The sequence below is a fragment of the Listeria sp. SHR_NRA_18 genome (genome assembly GCF_003856515.1).
In the GTDB taxonomy this organism is placed as follows: Bacteria; Bacillota; Bacilli; order Lactobacillales; family Listeriaceae; genus Listeria_A; species Listeria_A newyorkensis.
In genome coordinates this window covers 174927-197730 of record NZ_QPKR01000004.1, presented here as the reverse complement: position 1 = coordinate 197730, position 22804 = coordinate 174927, and the positions used below count along the sequence as shown (strand labels likewise).

Sequence of the window (22804 nt, the reverse complement as noted above, 5' to 3'; positions counted from 1 at the left end):
ATGCAGAAATGTATCGTTTTTTTCATACACAAAAACAGGCCAGTCTAGATGACCAGCCTGCTTGTATAGTTACTCCACAAAAAATTCAAACTTCGTCCACGGTTCCATGTAGTCCAGCAAGAAAATTTCCTCATCCAGAATCCGTCCAACAACATTGGTTTTGCCGCGGTTTTCCATGTCTTTTAGAGCGATTTGTAATTCGCCTTTATATTGGCCGTATAGCTCATTTTCAATCAAGATATCGCCACGTTTGATATTTGGTGTGAAGGTAGGTTTGAAATCTTCGCCGCGATATTTGACGCGTGATTGTGTCGAGCGAATGAAATAATCGGATACGTCGCCGCGATAGAAGTGAGGCTCTTCCGTGACAATTTTGCGCTCTAATGGAGTGATGGTGTCGTGAAGTTGTATTTTTAAGCCGAATTTCTCTGCTTGGAGCACGGCGCTCAGTCGCGCTAGTTCGTCCTCAGAAGCATAGGCATTCGCGACGATAATATCATCGATGAGCTTGGTCGCTAAAAGGTGCTTTGCCTGCGTATCAATCGGCAAACCGCGGTGCATCTCAAGCGTGCACAAGCCCTCCGTCACTGGCCAAGGACCATACGTCGCGTCATTCGAATGAACAAACGCGGCGGTGCGAATCTGAAAACTGCGGAAACGCTCGCTGCATTTCACAAAATAATCATAGGAAAGACCAGCATAACGGTGTGGATAAAAATTATGGGAACCAATCAAATTATCACGATTCGGCTGAAAATCGATGATATTATTCAAGTAATTCGTGTCGTTACTCATATTAATCTCGATTTTGAGACCGTACGGATTAAACGTCATCGCAGCTTCTTCATTGCCCGTAAAGCCCATATCTAGGCGAATCCCGTAGGCGCCGAGCTCGTGGAAAAAGGACAGATCATCGTAAGAAATGCCAAGCGCTTCGAAAATGCGTGGCGAAATATCAACCAAGACTTCCATGCCGAGCTCGTTCGCATAACTAATCGTTTCTTTAAATTCGCGTAAAATCAGTTCTTTATCGCCGCTCACCGACAATAAACACGTAAACACCCGTGTAAAACCGTATTTGTGCGCCAAACTAATGTAAGCCTTATCTTTTTCAGGTGTCGCGTGTTCTGGATAAATCGAAATGCCAAGTTTATGCATGAATCGTACCTTCTTCCTTATATTTTAGCGGGGGATACGTGACGTTACCGAGAATGACGTGTTCGCGAGCGCCGGTTGCCATCGGAACGTTGGACGGCCGACCATGCAATGTTTCATACGCCAGCAAGCCAAACGCGACCGCCTCTTTTGCGTCGGAGGAATAGCCAATGTCTTCCTGCGTCAATACCTCACAACGCCCCTCCAAAAGTTCCGCCAAATAGCGCAATAACGTCTTGTTATAACTTCCGCCACCGCTGACAATCACTTCATCGATCGCCATTTTTGAAAAGACGAATTGTTCGTAGTTGGAAGCGATGGTTTTGGCTGTAAACATGGTCATTGTCGCGATCAAATCCTCCGGCGCCAAATGCCCGTATGTAGTCAGCAATTCATCGGTATATTCCTTCCCAAAAAGCTCGCGCCCAGTGGATTTTGGAATCGCAGCGGTGATAAAAGGGTCATCCATACAATAGGCGAGCAACTCCTCGTTCACCACGCCGTGCGCCGCCATTTCGCCACCATCATCGTAGCCACGCCCGAATAAGCGCTGCATCAAATCATCGATAATCATATTTCCAGGGCCCGTATCAAACGCAAAAACTTGATCCAGCGTCGCATTTTTAGGCAAAACTGTCACGTTCCCAATCCCGCCGATATTTTGCAATAAGCGATTTTTGTGCGTGTCCCGATAGAGCAGTAACTCCGTGAACGGCACGAGCGGCGCGCCTTGACCACCGGCAGCCATGTCCATCGTGCGGAAATTCGAGACAACCGTCGCGCCCGTTTCATACGCAATCACCGCAGGCTCCCCAATTTGCAATGTCGAAGCAGCGAAATCACCGACTTGCTCTGGCTGATGAAAAATCGTCTGGCCATGCGAGCCAATCACGCCAAGCTCTGACGCCGCAATCCCGTTTTTACTACAAATCATTTTCACACTTTCCGCAAAAAGCACACCTAATTTGAAATTTAAACTACAAATCAGCTGTGAATCCGATTCCTCTATACTCAAACTTTTACGAATTTCCGTCACGATTCCAGGTTGAAAGGGCACCGTTTTGAAATCGATCAGTTTTGTCGACAAATTCCCATCAAGCTCTTTGATATCAAGCAAAGCCACGTCCACGCCATCGAGTGACGTACCAGACATTAATCCAACAACATACATCGTTTGAACCTCCTCATTTTAGCTCAGATACATTAAAAAGTAACAACTCGCCGTGCAGACCAGCGTAACGACCGTTGTAAAAATCGCCGCCTGTTTCTTGGATTTATAAAAACCGTGTTTCGCGAGTAAAATGTAAGATAGCCCAGCGCTACTACCGAGGCTCGTAAGTAGGAACAAAGCGAGAGCCTTAGAGACGCCAAGGCCGGTAAGTACAGGAAGGAAAATAAGATTGGCTAAAATCGTGATTGCGAAAAAGATAATCGCGCTTTTATAGTTAAACTTGATCCATTTACTATTCGTTTCCATGCGGGTAAAACCTCCTATTTAAATGAAGAGGGACAACGATGCTGCCCCTCCTTGTGTTTCGTGTTAAGCCAAATTCGGCTCATTGCTGTGCGTTTCTTTATTTTCATCTGCTTGTGCTTGTTCTTCATCCAGTAGTTTTTGATCGTACATTTTGAAGAATGGGATGTAGATGACAAACGATATCGCGATATTGACGAGGACGAGAACGATGGCTCGCCAGTCGCCACCTGTAGACAGATATGCTCCAATCGGGGCGGGTAAAGTCCACGGCGCCATGACATAGGTTGGTGAAATGAAACCAAGCGTAGTCGCGAAATAGGCGATCGTTGTTGTGATAAGCGGAATGAAGATAAACGGAATAATCAACATCGGATTGAGTACAATCGGCGTCCCGAAGATAACGGGCTCATTGATATTGAAAAGACTCGGAACCAGTGTTGTTTTGCCAAGCGCTTTCAAATAACTCGATTTGGCAAAGAACAGCATGGCAAGGACTAAACCGAGTGTCGCGCCAGAACCGCCAATCCATACGAACCATTGGAAAAACGTCTCAGGAGCAACGTGAGGAAGTGGATTACCAGCCGCGACAGCTTCCGCATTGGCGCCCAAATATTTCTCCCAAAGAGGTCTTGCAACGGCTCCAATAACGGAAATTCCGTGAATACCAAAGGACCAGAAGAACCCAATTAAAAATACTGGTAAGAGGACACCGAATAAGGTATCGCCAGCTTTTACAATAGGTGAAACGGCTTGGTCGACGAGTGAATGCAGGTCGATGCCAAGGACAACCGTGATTAGTGTCATAAATACAACAACAAAAGCTACGGGAATAAGTGCTTCAAACGATCTTGCTACGCTAGGTGGAACTTGTTCTGGCATTTTGATTGTAATATTACGCGTTTTACAGAAGCGCATCACTTCAACAGAAAAAATTGAAACAATCATTGCCATGAATAATCCGTGACCGCCTAAGTTTGCCATTGGTAGAACAAAACCGACTTTATCAAGTGCGATAGGCGTCAAGGTAAGTAGAAACGAAGCAACAGCAATTTGTCCGCCAGATAGTGGATCAAGTTTGTAGCTCTTCGCTAAATTGTAACCGATTCCAAAAGTGATATAGAGGGACATGATAAACATCGTCATCCTATAAGGAATTAAAATTTCAAAAGCGTGCTCCTGGGCCCATTGATAAAGCGCCGTACTCTCAGGCACCGGTGGAAAAGCAACGATTAAAAACATACTACCAACAATGATAAACGGTAGCGACGAAACAACACCATCACGAATCGCGCGTAGATGTCGCTGTTCAGACAATTTTGCCATTGGAATCGACAAATACTTCTCTAAAAAATTCATAAATGCTTGCATAATGATTCTCCCTTTTTATTTAGTTAGTTATGTATTAGCTCTGCTGTGAAAATGGTGATGAAAAACCTCCTTTTAGCATAAAATAGTTCTCAAGGTGTATTCTAGTTCATTTGAAATAAAATGTCAACGCTTGCAAAAAATATTTAAAAATTTATTTCAGTTGGTTTGAAACATGAAATAACTTGCTATCAGAGGTCTGGCGGCTTTTTTTTGCAGTGTGTAAAAGCTGAATATAATTAATTTTTCTAAAAAATAAGTTGAAATCCATGTGTGAAGATGATATATTGAACCCGTAATCGTCATCTGGAAAATATTATAAAATTTGGCGATATTAAAAAGGGGGATGAAGAATGAAAAAGTGGGCATCAATGTTATTCATACTTATATTAAGTGTATCCGTTTTCTCCGTTGCAGTACAGGCGGATGAGACAACAGAGGGACTGACAAAATTCATCAAAAAAGCGGATGGGACCTATGGCTATGACGCCAACACACCAGTTTTCTACTATAACGGTTCCAGCGAGCAAGTCCAGATTCCAACGACTTACACGCAAGATAAGGAACAATTCAAGAGTTCCTGGGTTGCGACGATTGCCAATCTGAACTTCGCAAAAGTGGCATCAGAATCGGCTTTCCGTGCACAATATAAAACGGTGTTGGATGATTTTGAAACGTGGAATATGAACGCGGTTATTTTCCAAGTTCGGCCACTCCTTGACGCGTACTATCCATCTAAAATAAATCCATGGTCAGAGTTCATCGCAAGTGGTGTGCAGGGCGCAGATCCAGGATATGACCCGCTCGCAATCATGGTCGAGGAAACACACAAACGCGGCATGGAATATCACGCTTGGTTTAATCCATATCGCGTGACGAATACGAAGCTGACGACACAAAGCGTTTTGACTAAAATCGGCGCGACCAAAGAGGAAGCGCTTGCGATGACGGTTCCAGAGCAAATCGTAGCATGGAACAAGGCGGGACTGTTAGCAGATACGAATTACGCTGTTTTGCATCCGGAGAGCGTGCTGCGTTTTGACGAAAAGCTATTTCTCAATCCTGGCATTCCGGAAGTGCAAGATCATGTAGCCGCAACCATCGAGGAAGTCGTAACTAATTATGATGTCGATGCGATTCATTTCGATGATTATTTTTACCCATATCGCATCACAGTAGATGGAAAAAATGTGCTGTTCGGCGATAAAGATGAGGACGCGGCAACCTTTGCCAAATACGGCATTCCGGCCGGTTATCCGAACACAAAAGCAGGGATTGATGATTGGCGCCGCGATAATATTACGACGCTCGTTGATAAGGTGAAAAATACCATCGACACGAGCAACCATGCTAAGAAAACCGCCGTTCAATTCGGGATCAGTCCATTTGGCATTTGGGAGCACAAAGCGAATAATCCGCTCGGTTCCAACACGCCGACAGGTTCCTCGCAGTCCTATTCACAAAGCATTTTCGCGGACACCTATCAGTGGATTAAAGACGAGAAAGTGGACTATATGACCCCGCAAATTTACTGGAGTTTTGACCAAGCAGCCGCACCTTATGGCGATTTAGCGAGATGGTGGAACAAGGCCGCAGAAGGGACGCACGTACAGATTTACGTTGGGCATGCGAACTATAAACACGTCGGAAACGGCGGTTGGGAAGCTGCGTGGATGAACCCAGCCGAAATTCCGAATCAGATGCGTTTCAATCAGCTACTAGGCCAAGTTTCCGGAAGCGTTCTGTTCAGCTATAATGACATCAAAAAAAGCGATATCGCAACCCCAACAAACCAAGCAAAAAACGACGCGATTGATCTTTTAAAAGAGACCTATTTCGCGATACCTTCTCTAACACCGAGTAAACCATGGCTGGCGCACCAAGCGATTGCCGCACCGGTGGAAGTCAAGCAAACCGCGGACGCCCTCACTTGGTCAGACACAACCACCAATTCCGCGCGCTACTATGTCGTTTATAAAGGCACAGGAACAGCCGCAGAAATCACTGCCAACCCAGCCAACATCGTCACCAAAATTTGGCGCGGCGACGCATCCGAATTCAGCTATCCAATTAGCGAATCCGGCACCTATGTCGTGACCGCACTTGACGCGGCCAGCAATGAATCCGCGCCAGTTATCGCCCAAATTCCAGGCGCTGATGTGACCGTTTTATACCAAGATGAGAATGGTGGAGAAATCGCGTCACCAGAAATTTTAAAAGGAAACGTCGGTGAAAATTTTGCGGCGGAAATAAAAGCGATTGCAGGCTACACACAAAAAGCATCGCAAACAAGCGGAACGTTCACAGATCAAGCACAGACGGTCATTGTGAGCTATACGAAAGACCCAGAGGAAGTCATGCCAACAGAACCTGATCCAGAGCCGACACCAAAACCCGAACCGAAACCAACGCCAGATCCAACACCAAAACCAGATGGAACAATCGTGATACCGCCAGAGAAAGAAATCGTGCCAAACCAGCCAGAAAAAGCACCATCTGTGGAAAAAGTAGCGAAAAGTCCCGATGAAACGAGTACAGATAAAGGCATGTTGCCAACAACCGGTGACAAGTCGATGGATTTAGCTATTGTGTTGGGATTGGTCGTTAGCATGACAGGTGTGCTACTACTGCTACGTTGGAAAAGAAGACAAGCCTAGGAAGAAAGAGTAGCGTCTCTGTTTAGAAATAAGCAGAGACTTTTTTTGAGAATTTTGAAATAAGTATTGCAAGTTTTGGGGAGTATGCTATAATAAAAAAGTTGGCTTTAGAGCTACGCATCACGGCCCGTTGGTCAAGCGGTTAAGACACCGCCCTTTCACGGCGGTAACACGGGTTCGAATCCCGTACGGGTCATAGCATTATTTTGTGTATACGCAAAGGAATCGGCGGCAAGCGTTCGCATTCCACCAGTTTCGTGGACTTCCGGTTCTCATGTACGTAAGTACATTCCGCTTCCGGCTTCCACAAAACTGGCGGAATGCAAACGTTTTCGCTCGATTTGTGTAAAGCGGAGATTTCGTCCTACCTGAAAAAGAAAAGAGATGGGTTGGGCGTTTTTTTTGTATTTGATTGTGCTGGTTTTGTGGTGTGAGTGTCGGTTTTGAATAAATATTCATGTTTTTTGAGATAATCATTGACATGGTGGGGTTCCAATAATATAATATTAATTAGTGTTGATAGAGCGGTCGTGGCGGAATCGGCAGACGCGCTAGGTTGAGGGCCTAGTGGGGTAAAACCCGTGGAGGTTCAAGTCCTCTCGGCCGCATCATTTTGGATTAAGAATACTGTAATATCAATAAGTTTGTGAGTCCTGCGCGTATGTCAATTCCGCCACGACCGCAAGCTTTTTTGATAGGCTAAATGAGTCTCTGACCTAGTGGGTAAGTCTAGTGGGGAGGTCATTTTTTTTATGAGAAGAAGTAATCGATTAAGTGCAGAAGAGAAGGCAATCGTTTACCAAACGATTGTGCCTGACGATAATTTTGTATTAGAGGAATTTATACGATCAAGAAGGATTAGAAATGTACGGGAAACGACTATTAAGTACTATGTGGATGCAATTAATGTTCTCAAAAGAGATAGGGACTATATTCAGGTTGAGAAGCCTGTCATGCATCTGTCGCAGAGAGACCTTGAGGACATGATTATGTATTGGAAAGGATTTATGAGGATTAATACAATTAATAGCAAAATAAAGGCTATTAAGGCGTATTATAACTATCTTTATCAGCAAGGTTTTATAAAGGTAAACCCCTGTGAAAATCTTAGTTTATTAAGAGTCAGAGAAGAAATAAGAGAGACTTTAAATTCTGATGAAATTAAGAAAATAGCTAACCATTTCAAGAAAAAAGAAACGTTTAGTTCTTATCGAGATTTGGTTATTTTCCAATTGTTATTAGATACGGGAGTGCGTATTTCGGAAGCAGTCGGTATTAATATACAAGATATTCATAATGATTATATCGTTGTTGTCGAATCAAAGAACCTTAAGCAGAGAATAGTCTATATTTCGAAGGGAATGAAGGAGAAATTAGACTCCTATTTAAAAATACGAGGAGATATTTCGCATACCAAAGTATTTATTAATAGAGATCAGCTTCCATATAGTAAAAATACGTTTCAGCAGAATCTCAGAGAAGCTGGTAAGGCGTGCAAGGTGCAAAAACAAGTAAGTCCTCATGTTTGTAGGAGAACTTACGCTAAAAATGCAATTTTGGCAGGTATGGATGCTTTTTCACTTGCTACTTTGTTAGGGCACTCATCCTTAGAGGTCACGAAGAGATATGTCCAGATATGGGGGAATGATCTAAAAGGGCAGTCCAAACTGAAAAAGGATTATAGCAAATTATTTTAAGACATTCCATGACCAACAAGGCAGAGTGAGCATGGTTAATTAAGGAAATTTTGACGTTCTTCTTCTTGCTTTTTTAACAAGCGCATGTAGTTAATTACTAATTCCTTATCAGAGGCATTTAAAGACTCATAGAGCTTGTTAAAAGACAACTGGCGGTATTCCTCTTCATTGTCTACAAAATAGCTGATAGGCTGTTCTAGGACTCTAGAAAGGGCATGAAAGTTTTCTGACTTTGGCTCGGTACGCCCAACTTCCCAGCTTGCAACAGCTTGTTGTGATACATTGATTAGTCGAGCTAACTCTACTTGAGATAACCTTTTCTTTTGTCTGGCGTGTTTAATTTTGTCACTATATTTTACATTCATAATTAACACCTCATACTATACATTACAACGAATTGTTGTATAAAAAAATAAAAAAGATTAAATACTACTAATAAGAGTTGATAACAACTATTTGTAGTTATATAATGAAATTGGGAGGGGAAAGAATGAATCAACTTGGTAAATTACGAGAAAGCATGGGATTATCTCAGAAAAGCTTGGCAGATGTGCTGAATATTAAACAACAGACGGTTAGCTCATGGGAGAGAGGGAGAACAAGCCCATCTCCATATTACATGCAAAAAATTGAAGGTATTTTTGGAGTGAAGAAGGAAATAATATTTCAAGATGCTTTTTATAAAGGCGAAGAGGGAGGGATAGAACTATGAAACGTTGGATAATCAGCTTTGGTATGATTTTGCTAATCTTAAATATGACTGCGTGTGCTACAGTTTCTGATGATGAAAATGTGGATAAGCCACCTAGTCCAGAAGTGTATGAAGAAGCAGTATCTGTTAAGGTTGGCGCATTAAGGCGTGCTTACGATAGGTACTATGATCTTTTGGTTTATAATGTTATCACTAGCAAAGAATGGCAAGAAGCATTTTCAGAGGCAGTAAGTGATTTAGAGAAATGTGCACTAGAAGTTCAGAATTTGCGCCCAGCAAAAGGCTACGATATTGTACAGGATAACTTAAATAAAGCATCAGAAGGTATATTATTTATTACAGAGAATGTAGTAGATGCTGCGTTTAACTATAATCAAGGTATGTTGATAGAAATTTCATCCGTAAAAGAGGATGTAGATATGTATTTATTGGATGCGGATAATGCACTTAAAACGAAACAAGGCAATGATCCTGAACTACAATAATGCAATTGAGAAATCGGAAAATAAGAGGCATTCATAAAAAAGAGAGAAGAGGAATAAATTTGCTGAATATTATTATAACAATTGCACTTGCTGTTATTGCGGGAACACTTATCAATCAGTATACATCGGGAATGCTTAAACAAGTGCTTATGATCATTTTAATTGTAGTTGGCGTAATCTTTACAGTAAAAGAGTGCTCAAATAATCAATTGGTAGGAAATGAGTATAGTCTAAGTGGTGAGCAACGTTATCAAATAAAGATTGAAGATAATAATCTGATACAGACGAGAATTAGTGGTAACGATTTGCTGAAATATAAAAAGAAAGGTAAGAATTTAATTATAGACCAAGATGATGTATACAATAATTATATTGATTCTGTGGTAGACGTAAGGTTTGTTTTGTCAGACAGAAACAACAAGCTGACTATGATGATTCAGTATGATGACGGATCAGAAAAAGAGATGGGCGTATACAAAAGAATTGATTAGTTAACCCCACCCCGTTCATATAGCGCTATACACCACCCCCGTAGCTTATATACTCCTGATATACAGCTTAAGGGGTGTGTTTTTAGTTAAAAAGCTATAACAATAATTAAAATTTTTTTGATCAAGGTATAGCAAAAAAATAACTGAATAGTAAGATAAAATACTATTTTTCCTGATATAGAATCATCAATATATACCTTGATGATAAAAATGAACTAAAGTAGAAACAGTACTATTCAGTGGTGTTTTTCTAAATTATAGTATTAAATAGTTAGTTTGAAAATACACATACATATCCTGATAACCTATTATTTAATAGTTTACTGATTAAATTTATTTCTGACAAAAAAGGGCATAATTATGGTATTATATAGGTGGGATTAATAATTAATAGAGATTATTTGAATCTGTTAAACTAGCTTGATTAGGAATCTGATTATTATAGTATTAAAGTGAAAACAGGTTTAATTTATGTATCAATAAAATTACTTACTTGTAAGTAAAAGTAATGGGGCGGATGCCCGCCCTCTTATTCAAGGGCACGTCGTGCCCTCGAAAAGATTCCCTCCATGAGCTTACCCAGCTCAACGGGGGGGATTACTTTCTAGTTCCACTAACTCACTGCGTTCGTTTGTGTCCTAGAAAGTAGTCCCTTTTTTAATTAAGTAATTTATTTATTAATTTTTAAATTAAGTTATTAATAGAATTATTTATATCATAGTATATATGCACATTGTAATAGCCTATTGCTTCACCTAAGGAGGAAAAATTTTGAATGAGGATATAAAAATTTATACAGAGGAAGAAATTTTGGATTACTTTTTACAAAAAAACCAAAAGAGAATTAGTAAATTAGAGATAAGGCTTAAAAATAAGTTTAAAGGCAAACGTTATTATTACATACATGAAAATCTATTAATGGATTTCCAACGTGAGATATACAATCAGATTCATAGAGAACTGGATAAAGCTAAGGAAAGAGAAATGAACATTAATGAGTTTTATGAACTACTGATTAATAACAAGAGTGCTATACCAAATCTGTCAGGGTCAATGCTAACTGAAAACATATTGAGGAGCGCGGAAAGAGATACCATTATATTAACATTGAAGGAAGAATTTGGACGGGTGCGAAAGAGTGAAAAGGAAAGAGAGAACGAAAAATCAGAAAAGGGCGTCGTGGACAATAACTATAAGGTTAAAATACCAAATAAATTTGATGCTGATTTAGCTCTAATAAATCAGATACCGGGTAGGAATATAGCCAATGAAGTAGATCTTATATTGACTATAGAATCGGCATTAATTCATATTGATGAGAATAAATTGTTGACAGATAACGAGGTTAATATTTTTTGTACTATGCTTTTAGTGGATTCAGATGAACAAGCGGCTATGCAAACAGGTATAACATTAAAAAGCTATCAACAAGCGAAGCGTAGGTTGCTGAATAAAATGAATAAATTGTTTCAGGAATATCAGAATATAGAGTAATGAAACTGCATTGTTCTCTAGCAACATTTAGTGAGTATGTTGAGAAGGGATACAGTTAATAGTGCTTTTCAGTAAAAATTGAGAATAAGTAATGTAGTTGGATAAAACAGGCTATTCCGTATCACTAAGCTATGGTATAATATTTCCATGAAGACTAGATAAAGGAAGGAATGAGCATCAAGTGGCAAAGAAAATACAGCTACCAAGTGGTAGGTTATCGGAACATGCAACGGCGATGGGAAAGAATCCAGATGCATTGGCATTCAAATTACGTCCGAATGTTGCCTATTCCACAGGCACGGCGCAAGAGTTAGTCTATGATTGTATGGAAATGACGCAATTTTTGCAAGCGTTTCCGAGTGCGTTTGTAAAGGACGGACAGAACTTGAAGAATGTAGAGAAAGCTTTTGTGGCATCGGAAAAAGCACTGGGACAAATGTTGCAATCAGGATTGGATTTTGTCAGTAAGAAATAATCATGTAGGGGGCATAAGGAAGATGGAAAAAGAGAGAAGACTACTAGAAAAACGATTAGAAGAAAGCATCAATAAACGGCGGAAATTAGAAGACATTCAGATAGGATTGATTCAGCTGAATCGGGATAAAGCTAATATTCTTGTGAACTTTAGTGAGGCGTGGCAAGGGCAGAAAGCTGATCAAACGATGAGTAGACTGGAAGATGCGGTAGAAGAGGAATGGCGTGAGACACGCAAATACGTGAATGCGTTAGAAGACGAAATCATCGAGGAAAAGCGACAAATTCGAATCCAGTTGGATAAGTTGAAGGAGAATCCGAAAAATGGCGCGCATTGATATTGCAGAAGTACATAATTTTGTGTCGGTGTTTATTGCCGAGTCCAAGCGAGTACAACAAGAATTAGATCTGCGTAAAACGGCAATTGGAAGTTTTTTATCAGATTCAGATATTCAAGGAGAAATCGGTGATCAAGCGAAGGCATATTATCGAGACGTTTACTATCCGCTTATTAAGGCTACGAAAAATAGCCTGCAGGATGCCGAGAGAAGATTGAAAAAGTATGTCTCGGATTTCTATTCCCAAGTAGATGCTTCGATGAATGCGAAGCTGGATTTGGCACGGATGTATGAATTACAAGCAGACATGCGGAAGTATGAGAACAAAATAGAGGCGTTGAAAGCAGATACTAATTCCGCGGCCAATAGCATGGCTTCCATTGGGAAAAATATTGGGTTACAATTAGGTATGGAGACAGCGATGGGGCAATTCCGTAAAGAAGAAGAGATATTGGAGAAGTATGAGCATTTTGAAGCGACACATCGTAACATGCTACGTGATGTATTGACAGATTTATATCAAGTGAAGCAAAGTCTGGCTCAGATTGAGAGTGGCGTTGCGTTTAATGCTTCGTCTCATATGTTCCAGCCGTCTAAGATAAAATTAGGCGCGCTGGCACCGAAAAAAGCGAAGAAGACGTTTAATTTCGATAAGTATGAAAAGACGTTGCAAGGAAACTACTGGGTACTAACGAAGAATGGTAAGACGGATGCGGATTGTGCAGAAGCTACGATTGCGTATAATGACGGATTAAGAGACGGCTCGGTTAAAGAAGTGAAGAGTGAGCAAGAAGACATTGATGCAGCAATCATAAAAGCCGCAATAGAAGGTAGATACTATTTCACAGATGAGCCAATTACTAGAGCGCAGAGTTTTTCTATCATAGCTGGTTTAGCAACAAGTCTAGTGGCTGTGCGTGCTCGCGGGCGCGTTTTTTCCAAAGATAATCTAAATAGTGTGAAGTCTGATTTAAAGATAAAAATGAATACGATTCCTCCAAATGTCCATACAACGCAGTTCAATATCATTAAGAAGGTGGAAAGTGGTAAAGTGCAGTTAGTTACAAACAAGCGCAAGGGTAACTACGGCGAGATGAAAATGGACGTTTATTTTGAGAGTACTACGTACAAGCGAATTAGTGGAGATCGTGTAACAGGGCTGAATGATAAAATTGTCAAAGGTATTGATGGCGTGTATGAGAATTCAAGTCCACCACCAAAGTATGTTATTGCGGAAGCTAAGTATGGAACTTCTCAATTAAGAAAAACAAAAGATGGTAAACAGATGAGTGATAGTTGGACTAACGGTGGGAAAACGGGTGTTAGACTCGAAAAATCAGTTGGAATTGATAAAGCAGATGATATTCTTCTAGAAGGTTACAACAGAGAGTTAGTTAATATTGCACCAGATGGCTCAATTACTGTTACTAAGCTCGATTCGAAAGGCAATGCTATAAAGTGAGAAGAGGTGGTTAAGCAATGATTAGAGATTATATTAAAGATGAGTTGTATTTTAAAGAATACATTGCACAGCAGAAGCAGCGGATTGAGAAATTTCAATTAAAGCTGGATGCTAATGAAGTAGCAGAAAATCGTGTATTTGCTGTCAAAGAGAAGATAGAGGCGCTAAAATTCCAAATACTCGTTGCAGGCTATTCTAGCGGTGAAAGATTTGGTACTTTGAAAGGGCAGTATGAGGAAATTGTTGCTAATATGGCTGATTTTTGGGATGTCGATGCTAGTTATTCGGATATTTTATGGATGCTATCGATTGGTATTATGCTTGAGATAGATGACAATTCTTTTGATTTATTGAAAGATCTGGTATTGCAAAGTGAGGAGCAAGATTTTTTACTTCGTTATTTAATACATTATCGAGATAGAGATGTTGATTTTATGAGTAGTCAATTTTTACATGAAGCACCATATATGTATTTGGGAGATGTTATAAACAAGGATCAGAATACTGCTGTGATTAGTTTGAAAAATTACCTGACAGAAAAATGGTATGAGGGAAATGCGGATTCTGGTTGGTTTGATATTCATAATGAGAAAGAGAAGCTGTATTATGGGTATTGGAGTTTTGAGAGCGGGGCAATAGCTAAGATAATGGATTTAGATGATGACGTACTAAAAGGCGTTCCATTCTATCCTTACGATTTGGTTCATTATAAGAATAGTGAGGGATGATTTATTTAATGTTGCATGAAAATTAATCTAATTAACCTTGATTTAAGTTGCGCTTTATTATCCTGCTATATTTTGTTATTTTTAAGAAATTGTAAGGTTAATGAGCCTTACAATTTTTTTGTAATTATATAGTAGGACACTCGTAAATATACTATATGGACTAGCATTTAAATTTGAAAAACCAAGAGAACAACAATACAATCAGAGAGCGTTTGTAAATTCAACGATACTGTTCGATAAGTCACTAAGGGCGTTGAAGCTATAAATTTAAGAATCTGATTACTATGGGGGGAAGTGAATTATGAAAGATGTATTTCTGTACATTAAGATGATTAGGGAGTATACGGATAAAACAGTTAATATACCATTAACCTATGTTATTTTTCTAATAGGAATAATTTTATTTTATTGTCCTGAATATAATAAATTATTAAACGTATCAGAATGGATTCCGAAAAAATTACAAAACATTGTGCTAATTCCAATAAATTATGTATATGATAATCTTGTAGTGATACTAGGAGCTTTAATTGTTTTATTTTTTGTGTTATCTCTAGTATCATATTTACCTTGGTGGAAGGTAACTCCAAAAGAAAGAGATTTTGCAGATAATACTACTGAGAGTTGGAATATTTACAGTGGTATAAGAAGATTATTGAGCATTATTGTGCTTTTAATTACATATTACTGGGTTTATTATTTCTTTTTAAATACTATCTTCTTAACATCTCACTACACTGCATTTCTTGCCAATCCTTTAATAATAGAAAGTGGAGATTTAGCAGATTATCTTTTCTCATTAAATCTGGTGTTCTTATTTTGTTATATAGTACGTTCATTATTTTTATTAAAAAGTAGGACTGATATAAATTCTATTGAACACAATAAGTTACGTAGATATATTATTTTAAACAGTTTCGAGTACAGAGGAGAGTCTGAGGAAGAGTTCGAAATAGTGCTATTAAAATCTAAGTACTTAGCGAAGACGGAGTATTTAATCGCGGAAGCTCAGAAGAGCAGGAAGGAAGCTTTGTTTGATCCAAAATGGGGTGAACGCAAGTATATTATATCTAAGCTTAAAAATAGCGAAATATATTATAAGGTATTGAATCAATCTAGGGATTTATCGGAAGTAATTTACCATATGGACGTATTAAAGGATAAAAAAATTGTTGGAAGACGTATGTAATAGTCGGGTATGATTATTCCGCATACGATACTAAAATTTGGAGTCTCGAACTCATAAAATAGAGACTCCGATTTTTCTACCTCAGAATTACTAAACTAGCACTTGATTTAAGTCTCTTGTATAGTCTATAATAAAAGTATCGATTATTGTGTATTATAGACGGAGGTTATGACATGAAACTAGGTTATGCACGTGTAAGCACTGTGGGACAAGATTTAGAAACCCAACAAGAAAAACTACTCAGCTTCGGAGTGGCAAGTGATAATTTATTTATAGAGAAGAAGACTGGTACGACTACAAGAAACAGAGAAGCATTACAAGAATTAATTAAGCATTCTCGTGAAGGAGATATTGTGTACATCACTAAAATAGATCGTTTGGCACGATCCATTATTGACTTAAATAATGTTATGGGCGAGTTTCTTCAAAAGGGAGTTACAGTCGTTTTCATAGATAATAATATGACCTTTGGGGCGGACGTGGAGAGCAATCCTATGCAGAAATTACTATTTAATGTACTAGGTGCATTTGCTGAGTTTGAGCGTGATATGATAGTAAATAGGACGACAGAAGGGAAGGTTAGAGCAAAGCAAGCAGGGAAGAAATTAGGACGCAAAGGACAACCAGAAGAGCAGATAAAGAAAGCAATCCAACTGATGGAGAACAGGGATGCAAATAAATTATCAGTTTTAGATATAGTCAGGATGACAGGAGTTCCAAAAGCTACTTTGTACAAAAAAATATCGAAAAAGAACGTACGTTCTGTACAATAGTAAATTTTTGTGCTAATATAGCTATATAGCAAATATAAAATATTTACATTGAAAAAAATTCCTTTTTTGTATATAATGAAATATGGAATATATTATATACAGAATAGAGGAGAGTTAATGGAATACATTTATTTAGAAACCCCTATTATCAATCGATTTGCTAAGTTACATGGCGTGACAACGGGTCGGAAAACGCGAGAAGATGTCATAGAAGAGATACATAAAATTGGTAAAGAAAAGGAATTAGAATTTTTAAATAAACAATATCAGTTTTCAAGCAAGCATATTTCCTTGTGGAAGTTTCCCGATGGCTTTCCAGATAAATTAAGAACAGCGCAACAATTTATTGATAGTTTAGTAGAAAGAGGCATAATCGGGAAAGATGACATAGACACAGCATGGGAACCGCCATTGCTGAATAGACCTCAAATTTGTGCTATTAACATGGTAGGAGAGAATGTCTTTATAACTGTGGTGGAGAAAAATTCCAGAAAAGTAAAGGAAGCATATGGATTAAAGAGCCTTGAATCTGCAAAGCTTACCTCTTTGGTGATTCATTTTGGTACAGATCAACTGATTCAACATAGGTGTGCATTCTCATATACGAAGAAATATACATCATTTATTAAAGATTTAATGTTACTATCATCAGACATAGAGCCATATACTTTTCCAAAAACAACAAAAAGAACAGCAAAAAGAATATGTGAATTGGTATCAGCAGGGGTAATATCTCGAGATATTGATACACCGTCTAGTATAGGTAGCATTACTTTAAATAGCGCAGAAGGAACTGATTTAAATTCAAATGAGGAATGTAAGAGGGTAACAGATGCTTTGAATGAAGCGGGTTTGCCTACAGATAATAATAATTCCGAGACTTGTATGTTCATTTCCGAAGATCCAACAACAGGTTTTAGCATAAAGACTAAGTTCCATATTAATTATAAAAGAGGTTTTTACAAATTTGATAAAGAGATGCCGGAATTTATCTTTGATTATTTTTGGGAAGCACTTACTCTCGCTGAGCAGGAAGAGCAGGACGATCTTTTAGAAAACGTTTAATTTAGAAAGGAGGGGAAATTATGAGCAATTTCTCTATGGTTAAGGTGAATGGACTTCTTGAAGATTGGGCTAAAAGAGAAGTTGGATTACAAAATTTCACTGTAGAGCATATTTTATCAGCACTTTCCCTTCCAGATGATGACTATGAAGCTGTATTTTTATTTTTACGCAATAAGGTGGGAAATGAGTTAGAATTGAAAAAGATGCTTTTATGCCCAGATGGACATAAAAATCAGGTTGTAGATTTGGATACGAATGTATCAGAAATTTATACAGATTGTATGTTTTGTGAGGAGGAAGACTATGACCCATTTTGGGTTTTTGTATTCTCATTTAGCGACAATTATCAACAAGATGCTCGGAAACATGCTTCTACAGATGAAAAAAAAAAAGTGGTAGAATATCTTTCCTTGGTGAATATAGGAGCTGTGAACGGGTTATAGAAGACGGCTTAATGAAAGGGGCAATACTTGTGAAAAATGATATTCATTTTAATGCTGAAGTTAATAATTCAAATATCGCGTATCAAAATGATGGTAAGATGATTGTTCAGAACATGAGTACTAATTCAGAATATGATAAAATTTTCGGGGACTTACGAGATTTTATAAATAATAATAAAGAATTAACTAATCAGGAAAAGACAGAGGCTCTGGGAGATCTTGCAAATGTTAGCGAAGCTGTAGATTGTCAAAAGAAATCACGTGCGCGTACATTATTTGGGCTATTACCAGATGTCATTAAAACGTGTGATGCGGGAATAAAGCTGTTGACGACGGTCTTAAGTACAAGCTAGCTAATGATAATGCTAGTTAAGTAAGTTTATATTTTTTAGTATTAAGTTGAAAATTAGTTTTAAAAATATTATATTGACAAAACCTCCCCCTCAATCTAATATAGTCTTATACTGCTAATTCAGCTCATTTAGCCAAACTCATTGGTATAAGCTCAGTATCTTAATTTCAAAAAAAGGGCAGGTTGAGGGCCTAGTGGGGTAAAACCCGTGGAGGTTCAAGTCCTCTCGGCCGCATCATTTTGGATTAAGAATACTGTAATATCAATAAGTTTGTGAGTCCTGCGCGTATGTCATTCCGCCACGACCGCAAGCTTTTTTGATAGGCTAAATGAGTGTCTGAACTAGTGGGTAACTTATTATTTCGACATCTCTACCCGCGCTCTGCCCACAGAGCCATTTTTATGTTGTAAAGGGAAAGCAGTTGACAGAGCCAAAAACGCTGTGCTACAATCTTCTCATGACATAGGGGTGTTAGCTCAGCTGGGAGAGCGCTACGCTGGCAGTGTAGAGGTCAGGGGTTCGATCCCCCTACGCTCCATAAATTATAGAAAAGGCATGTTCCTTAATTATCGGGAACATGCCTTTTCTATTTGCTTTATTTCACAACATTAATCGAACTAGCCGTAATACCTGGCATCGTAATCGTCGTGCCATTCGCGTCATCAAATGCATATGTGCCGTAAATCGTTCCATAAACCTCGATGATATCGCCTTTTTTAGCGTCGGTAGTCCCTGTGTAAATCACCATCACGGTATCTTTCCACGTGTCACCAGCTTGGGTCATGTTTACCTTCAAATATTTCGTCGCGCCGCCATCCACGACTTCTGCGATTTGGCCTTTTAAATAATACGATTCTCGCGCGTATTTATCTGGATTTCCGCTCAACATCGCAAAAGTTATCTTCGCTGCGTTCGGTTTCGCGTTTTCCGTTACTTCTTTTTCGGCTTTTTCTTTCGCGGCTTCTTCTTGTTCTTTCTTTTCCTCTTTAATCGCGGTCGGTTGTGTCACGTGAACGGTTGCGCGGACTTCTGTCATGCCTTTCTTGCTGGCCACGACTTCATAGGATTTATCGCTTTCGTAGACGTGCATTAACTCGAATTTGCCTTTTTTATTTGCGTCAATGGAGACGTCGCCGATGCTTACTGTCGCGCTCGGTGTTGTTTTTCCTGTGACTGTGAAAATGTCATTGGCGTCCGCTGCTACGTTTTTTTCATCTAATTGGATCATCATTTTTTCGTTGGAGGTTTCTGCGTTTTTCTCGTTACTTCCGCATGCTGCTAAAAGTAATAGTAGGCCTAAAAGCAGTATCCCGATGCCTTTTTTCATTTCTTTGAATCTCTCCTCTTACCTTGTTTTGTGAAGCTATCTCCATTATATAATCATTGCGAGCTAGATGAAAAGCGGATTTTCAGTTTTTTTGTGGAAATTGTTTCTTTTGTGTCGAAATTAAGTAGCCGAGTGCTATGCCAATGGTCACGGTCGGGAAGAGGATGATCATCGCCATTATTTCGCGCGAGCCTTCCACAACGTAGCCGCCAATGATGCTCGATAGCCCTTCGATGCCTTTCGCGCCAACTGTCAAAATGAAAAAGCTACTGATGAAAAGGATGACGCGTGGCGGTTGCGACGGGGACTGGGTGGCAAGATTCGCCAAAACGCCTGCTACAATCGCTGCAACAAAGGTGCCAATTAAATCTCCGGTCCACTGGCTCACGAGGATTTGTACGGCGTAAGTCAGGATGGCGAAAATGGATAACCACGTCAAATAGGCCATTGGAACGTTAAATGTTAAACATAATCCGAGGCAGAAAACGATGACGAAGAGCAGAATCACGAACGGATTCATGGTATTCGAAATGTCGCCTTTTTCTAGTGTATGAAGCGTTGTATTCGCGACTTCCATCGCTAACAAAATGCCAATCACCATTTGTAGCAAACACATGAATGCGGAGATTAGTCGCGCCGATCCTGCGGTTAATTTTCCGTAAAAAATTTCACCTGCCGCAGCGGACATCGTGTCTCCTGGTATGCAGATGAAGAGCGCCGGAATCATCAGAAAGACTGGCCCATAGCTCATCGCGGTGTCATGGAAAAAGGTTAGCGTGATCATGCCGACTGCAAAGGATGCGATGAGTGGGAACAGGATGCCGAATCGTGTTTTTTCCAAAACGACGCATAGAAGTCCCGAAAGGATTCCTAAAACGCCGCTAATCCACACTTCTGTCCATGTCGCAATCACGAGCGGTGCGAATCCCATCGCGAAAAAGGATGTCCCGATGACGCGTAACCAACCGGGATACATCGCGGGCGCCGTCGCAATTTCCTGCATTTTGTCGTCCGCCACCTTTAATGCCAAGCCTTGTTCCACCGCATGAAGTAATGTTTTGACGGCGGAAATGCGGGACAGTGAGGCGATTCCGGGCGTTGCTTGTACAATCAAATGATCGATCTGCTCCGCGTCACGGTAGGTCTTTATTTCTAAATATTCACTCAAGCAAAGCGTGTTCAGCCGATAGCCGTATGTCGCAGCGACTTGATGTAACTGTCTTTCTATCATGATGGTTCCTTCGCCACTTTCGGCGAGTAAAACGCGTCCCATTGTTGAAATCAGTGAAATAAATGTTTGATCTTGCGTTGTCATTTTTCTACACCCCCATTTTAGTATGAAATAGTACTTTATTATTAGAAAGTATACCATTTGAGCAGTTACCTTGCCAATTTTTCAAAAAGGAGTAAGATAGTTGATATATCAATTGATGGGTCAATTAATTGGTGGATCGGGGGGATTGGGATGGATGATGGCTGTTCGGAGCGTGCGCTGCTAGTCGCGAAAATGCACGGTTTATGCAAAAATATGAATCAAACGTTCGAGGCGACGCTGCAAATGAGTGGAACTAAAGTGGAATTGCTGTACCGCATATCTTGTGCGCATGAGCAAAATCAGCAGGCGTTACAGCAGACGCTAAATCTTGATGCTGCGGCGATTACAAGGCATTTGCGGAAGCTGGAAGAAGATGGTCTGCTCATCCGGGAAAAGCGGGCGCCGGATCGTCGGGCAACTTTTATCAGGTTGACGGCACTTGGGGAAACGAGATTGACCGAATTAATCGCGCAAAAAGAGGCTTTTCAGAGGCAGTTGCTAGATGGTTTATCAAAACAAGAATTGGCGGGTTTTGCGGATATTTTAGAACGGATGTCGGCGAATATCACGCGTTAAATTTAGAGGAGGAAATGAATGATGAAAGCAGTTGTTATTGAAAATTATGGTGGTAAAGAGGAATTGAAAGAGGCGGAGGTTGCGACGCCAAAAGCGGGAGCGGGGCAGGTTGTTGTCGAAATGAAGGCGACTTCGATTAATCCGATTGACTGGAAACTTCGCGAAGGGTACTTAAAACAAATGATGGATTGGCCGTTTCCGATTATTCTTGGCTGGGATGCGGCTGGTGTGATTTCTGAGGTTGGCGCGGACGTGACGGATTGGAAAGTCGGGGACAAAGTGTTTGCGCGCCCTGAAACAACGCGTTTTGGAACGTATGCGGAATATGCTTTGGTGGATGCACCATTACTTGCCAAAATTCCAGATAATGTGTCGTTCGACGAGGCGGCTTCGATTCCCCTGGCTGGTTTGACGGCGTGGCAAGCGTTGTTTGATCATGCAAACTTGCAAGCGGGCGAAAAAGTCTTGATTCATGCGGGTGCTGGCGGCGTTGGAACATTGGCGATTCAGTTGGCGAAAAATGCTGGCGCGTATGTGATTACGACGGCGAGCGCGAAGAATGCTGCCTTTTTGAAGGAGCTTGGCGCGGATGAAGTGATTGATTATAAAACAACGAATTTCGCGGACGTTTTGACGGGTGTGGATGTTGTTTTTGATACGATGGGTGGAGACATTCAGAAGGATAGTTTCCGCGTGTTGAAAGATAATACGGGGCGTCTGATCTCGATTGTTGGGGAACCTGACGCGGAATTAGCGAAGGCGAAAAACGTGTTGGCGAAAAGCATTTGGTTGGCGCCTAACGGGGAGCAACTACAAGCGTTTGCAGATTTAATGGCTGCTGGCAAGGTTAAAGCGGTTGTCGGGGCAACATTCCCATTCTCTGCACAAGGGGTCTATGATGCGCATGCTTTGAGTGAAACCCACCATGCCAAAGGGAAAATCGTGATTAGCTTCTAATTTTTGGATGTTTGCCGATTTTTCATTGTGGTAAAGATATAGATGGCACAAAGCAAGGAGGTTTTTACACATGCTTGGTATCATTTGGGGAATCATCGTTATTCTGTTCGCTTTTTGGGTGATCGGACTAATTTTCCATATCGGTGGAGCGCTGATCAATATTTTATTGGTAGTCGTTCTCGTGTTGGTTATTTGGAACTTGATTCAAAGCGCTAGAAATAAGCGTAAATAAGATAGAAAGAGGCTATACGTTCTGTCCGGATCTGGATTG

25 protein-coding genes and 3 tRNA genes are annotated in these 22804 nt (G+C 40.1%); 21 read left to right on the top strand and 7 right to left on the bottom strand.

From position 1 onward, the window contains the following. Window positions 1–69: 69 nt before the first annotated feature. From DUK53_RS07990 to DUK53_RS07975, 4 genes are all read right to left on the bottom strand, one after another. Window positions 70–1158: a DUF871 domain-containing protein gene (locus DUK53_RS07990; protein ID WP_036091308.1), complete on the bottom strand. Its 1089-nt coding sequence runs from the start codon at window positions 1156–1158 to the stop codon at window positions 70–72. Further along, the gene (gene anmK, locus DUK53_RS07985; RefSeq protein WP_036091310.1) at window positions 1151–2326 is read right to left on the bottom strand and encodes an anhydro-N-acetylmuramic acid kinase AnmK; all 1176 of its coding nucleotides are present in this window, start codon (window positions 2324–2326) and stop codon (window positions 1151–1153) included. The genes DUK53_RS07990 and anmK overlap by 8 nt, the downstream gene beginning before the upstream one ends. A gap of 18 nt (window positions 2327–2344) precedes the next feature. Further along, window positions 2345–2632, bottom strand: coding sequence for a hypothetical protein (locus tag DUK53_RS07980; protein WP_036091312.1), 288 nt, complete (start codon window positions 2630–2632; stop codon window positions 2345–2347). A gap of 63 nt (window positions 2633–2695) precedes the next feature. Further along, window positions 2696–4000, bottom strand: a complete 1305-nt coding sequence (locus DUK53_RS07975; protein ID WP_052165013.1) for a PTS sugar transporter subunit IIC — start codon at window positions 3998–4000, stop codon at window positions 2696–2698. A 350-nt stretch (window positions 4001–4350) separates the two neighbouring features. On the opposite strand from DUK53_RS07975, the gene DUK53_RS07970 reads away from it, so the two are divergent. From DUK53_RS07970 to DUK53_RS07955, 4 genes are all read left to right on the top strand, one after another. Beyond that, window positions 4351–6654, top strand: coding sequence for a family 10 glycosylhydrolase (locus tag DUK53_RS07970; protein ID WP_052165012.1), 2304 nt, complete (start codon window positions 4351–4353; stop codon window positions 6652–6654). 124 nt (window positions 6655–6778) lie between these two features. Continuing rightward, a tRNA-Glu gene (locus DUK53_RS07965) sits at window positions 6779–6850 on the top strand. A gap of 328 nt (window positions 6851–7178) precedes the next feature. Then, window positions 7179–7262 (top strand) — tRNA-Leu (locus tag DUK53_RS07960). 144 nt (window positions 7263–7406) lie between these two features. Then, a complete protein-coding gene (locus tag DUK53_RS07955; RefSeq protein WP_036091401.1) occupies window positions 7407–8351 on the top strand; it encodes a tyrosine-type recombinase/integrase in 945 nt (314 codons plus the stop codon). A gap of 35 nt (window positions 8352–8386) precedes the next feature. Here the strand turns inward: DUK53_RS07955 and DUK53_RS07950 are convergent, their stop codons facing one another. Further along, window positions 8387–8716 carry a helix-turn-helix transcriptional regulator gene (locus DUK53_RS07950; RefSeq protein WP_036091403.1) on the bottom strand — a complete coding sequence of 110 codons (330 nt, stop codon included), beginning with the start codon at window positions 8714–8716 and terminating at the stop codon, window positions 8387–8389. 125 nt (window positions 8717–8841) lie between these two features. Here DUK53_RS07950 and DUK53_RS07945 point away from each other — a divergent pair, with 125 nt between their 5' ends. The 14 genes from DUK53_RS07945 (at window position 8842) to DUK53_RS07880 (ending at window position 18896) form a co-directional block, all read left to right on the top strand. After that, complete coding sequence (locus DUK53_RS07945) at window positions 8842–9063, top strand: helix-turn-helix transcriptional regulator (RefSeq protein ID WP_036091405.1); 222 nt, start codon at window positions 8842–8844, stop codon at window positions 9061–9063. Further along, window positions 9060–9548, top strand: a complete 489-nt coding sequence (locus tag DUK53_RS07940) for a hypothetical protein (RefSeq protein WP_036091407.1) — start codon at window positions 9060–9062, stop codon at window positions 9546–9548. The genes DUK53_RS07945 and DUK53_RS07940 overlap by 4 nt, the downstream gene beginning before the upstream one ends. Window positions 9549–9607: 59 nt before the next feature. After that, window positions 9608–10039, top strand: a complete 432-nt coding sequence (locus DUK53_RS07935) for a hypothetical protein (RefSeq protein ID WP_036091409.1) — start codon at window positions 9608–9610, stop codon at window positions 10037–10039. 771 nt (window positions 10040–10810) lie between these two features. Next, window positions 10811–11533, top strand: a complete 723-nt coding sequence (locus tag DUK53_RS07930) for a hypothetical protein (RefSeq protein ID WP_036091411.1) — start codon at window positions 10811–10813, stop codon at window positions 11531–11533. Between the two features lie 181 nt (window positions 11534–11714). Continuing rightward, window positions 11715–12008 carry a hypothetical protein gene (locus DUK53_RS07925; RefSeq protein WP_036091413.1) on the top strand — a complete coding sequence of 98 codons (294 nt, stop codon included), beginning with the start codon at window positions 11715–11717 and terminating at the stop codon, window positions 12006–12008. A gap of 22 nt (window positions 12009–12030) precedes the next feature. Then, the gene (locus DUK53_RS07920; protein WP_036091415.1) at window positions 12031–12345 is read left to right on the top strand and encodes a hypothetical protein; all 315 of its coding nucleotides are present in this window, start codon (window positions 12031–12033) and stop codon (window positions 12343–12345) included. Further along, window positions 12332–13807, top strand: a complete 1476-nt coding sequence (locus tag DUK53_RS07915) for a T7SS effector LXG polymorphic toxin (RefSeq protein WP_052165011.1) — start codon at window positions 12332–12334, stop codon at window positions 13805–13807. The genes DUK53_RS07920 and DUK53_RS07915 overlap by 14 nt, the downstream gene beginning before the upstream one ends. Before the next feature lie 17 nt (window positions 13808–13824). After that, window positions 13825–14535 (top strand): PoNe immunity protein domain-containing protein, encoded by a 711-nt coding sequence (locus DUK53_RS07910; RefSeq protein ID WP_036091417.1) that lies wholly within the window; start codon window positions 13825–13827, stop codon window positions 14533–14535. 301 nt (window positions 14536–14836) lie between these two features. After that, window positions 14837–15724 (top strand): hypothetical protein, encoded by an 888-nt coding sequence (locus DUK53_RS07905; RefSeq protein ID WP_036091419.1) that lies wholly within the window; start codon window positions 14837–14839, stop codon window positions 15722–15724. A gap of 173 nt (window positions 15725–15897) precedes the next feature. Then, entirely contained in the window at window positions 15898–16497 is a 600-nt protein-coding gene (locus DUK53_RS07900; RefSeq protein WP_036091421.1) for a recombinase family protein, read from the top strand. Between the two features lie 117 nt (window positions 16498–16614). Beyond that, entirely contained in the window at window positions 16615–17562 is a 948-nt protein-coding gene (locus DUK53_RS07895) for a hypothetical protein (RefSeq protein ID WP_036132866.1), read from the top strand. 20 nt (window positions 17563–17582) lie between these two features. Continuing rightward, window positions 17583–18005: a hypothetical protein gene (locus DUK53_RS07890; protein ID WP_052165010.1), complete on the top strand. Its 423-nt coding sequence runs from the start codon at window positions 17583–17585 to the stop codon at window positions 18003–18005. Window positions 18006–18034: 29 nt separating this feature from the next. Beyond that, on the top strand, window positions 18035–18358 hold the full coding sequence (locus tag DUK53_RS07885) for a hypothetical protein (protein WP_124892670.1): 324 nt from the start codon (window positions 18035–18037) through the stop codon (window positions 18356–18358). A gap of 465 nt (window positions 18359–18823) precedes the next feature. After that, window positions 18824–18896: transfer RNA gene (locus tag DUK53_RS07880), tRNA-Ala, on the top strand. Window positions 18897–18953: 57 nt separating this feature from the next. On the opposite strand, the gene DUK53_RS07875 is transcribed toward DUK53_RS07880, so the two are convergent. After that, window positions 18954–19685 carry a hypothetical protein gene (locus DUK53_RS07875; protein WP_052165009.1) on the bottom strand — a complete coding sequence of 244 codons (732 nt, stop codon included), beginning with the start codon at window positions 19683–19685 and terminating at the stop codon, window positions 18954–18956. Window positions 19686–19767: 82 nt separating this feature from the next. Continuing rightward, window positions 19768–21000 (bottom strand): threonine/serine exporter family protein, encoded by a 1233-nt coding sequence (locus DUK53_RS07870; RefSeq protein ID WP_036132864.1) that lies wholly within the window; start codon window positions 20998–21000, stop codon window positions 19768–19770. 150 nt (window positions 21001–21150) lie between these two features. Here DUK53_RS07870 and DUK53_RS07865 point away from each other — a divergent pair, with 150 nt between their 5' ends. The 3 genes from DUK53_RS07865 (at window position 21151) to DUK53_RS07855 (ending at window position 22765) form a co-directional block, all read left to right on the top strand. Continuing rightward, window positions 21151–21576 carry a MarR family winged helix-turn-helix transcriptional regulator gene (locus DUK53_RS07865; RefSeq protein ID WP_052165008.1) on the top strand — a complete coding sequence of 142 codons (426 nt, stop codon included), beginning with the start codon at window positions 21151–21153 and terminating at the stop codon, window positions 21574–21576. A 21-nt stretch (window positions 21577–21597) separates the two neighbouring features. Then, the gene (locus DUK53_RS07860) at window positions 21598–22533 is read left to right on the top strand and encodes an NADP-dependent oxidoreductase (protein ID WP_036091777.1); all 936 of its coding nucleotides are present in this window, start codon (window positions 21598–21600) and stop codon (window positions 22531–22533) included. A 70-nt stretch (window positions 22534–22603) separates the two neighbouring features. After that, entirely contained in the window at window positions 22604–22765 is a 162-nt protein-coding gene (locus DUK53_RS07855) for a lmo0937 family membrane protein (protein WP_103034833.1), read from the top strand. Window positions 22766–22804: the final 39 nt, after the last annotated feature.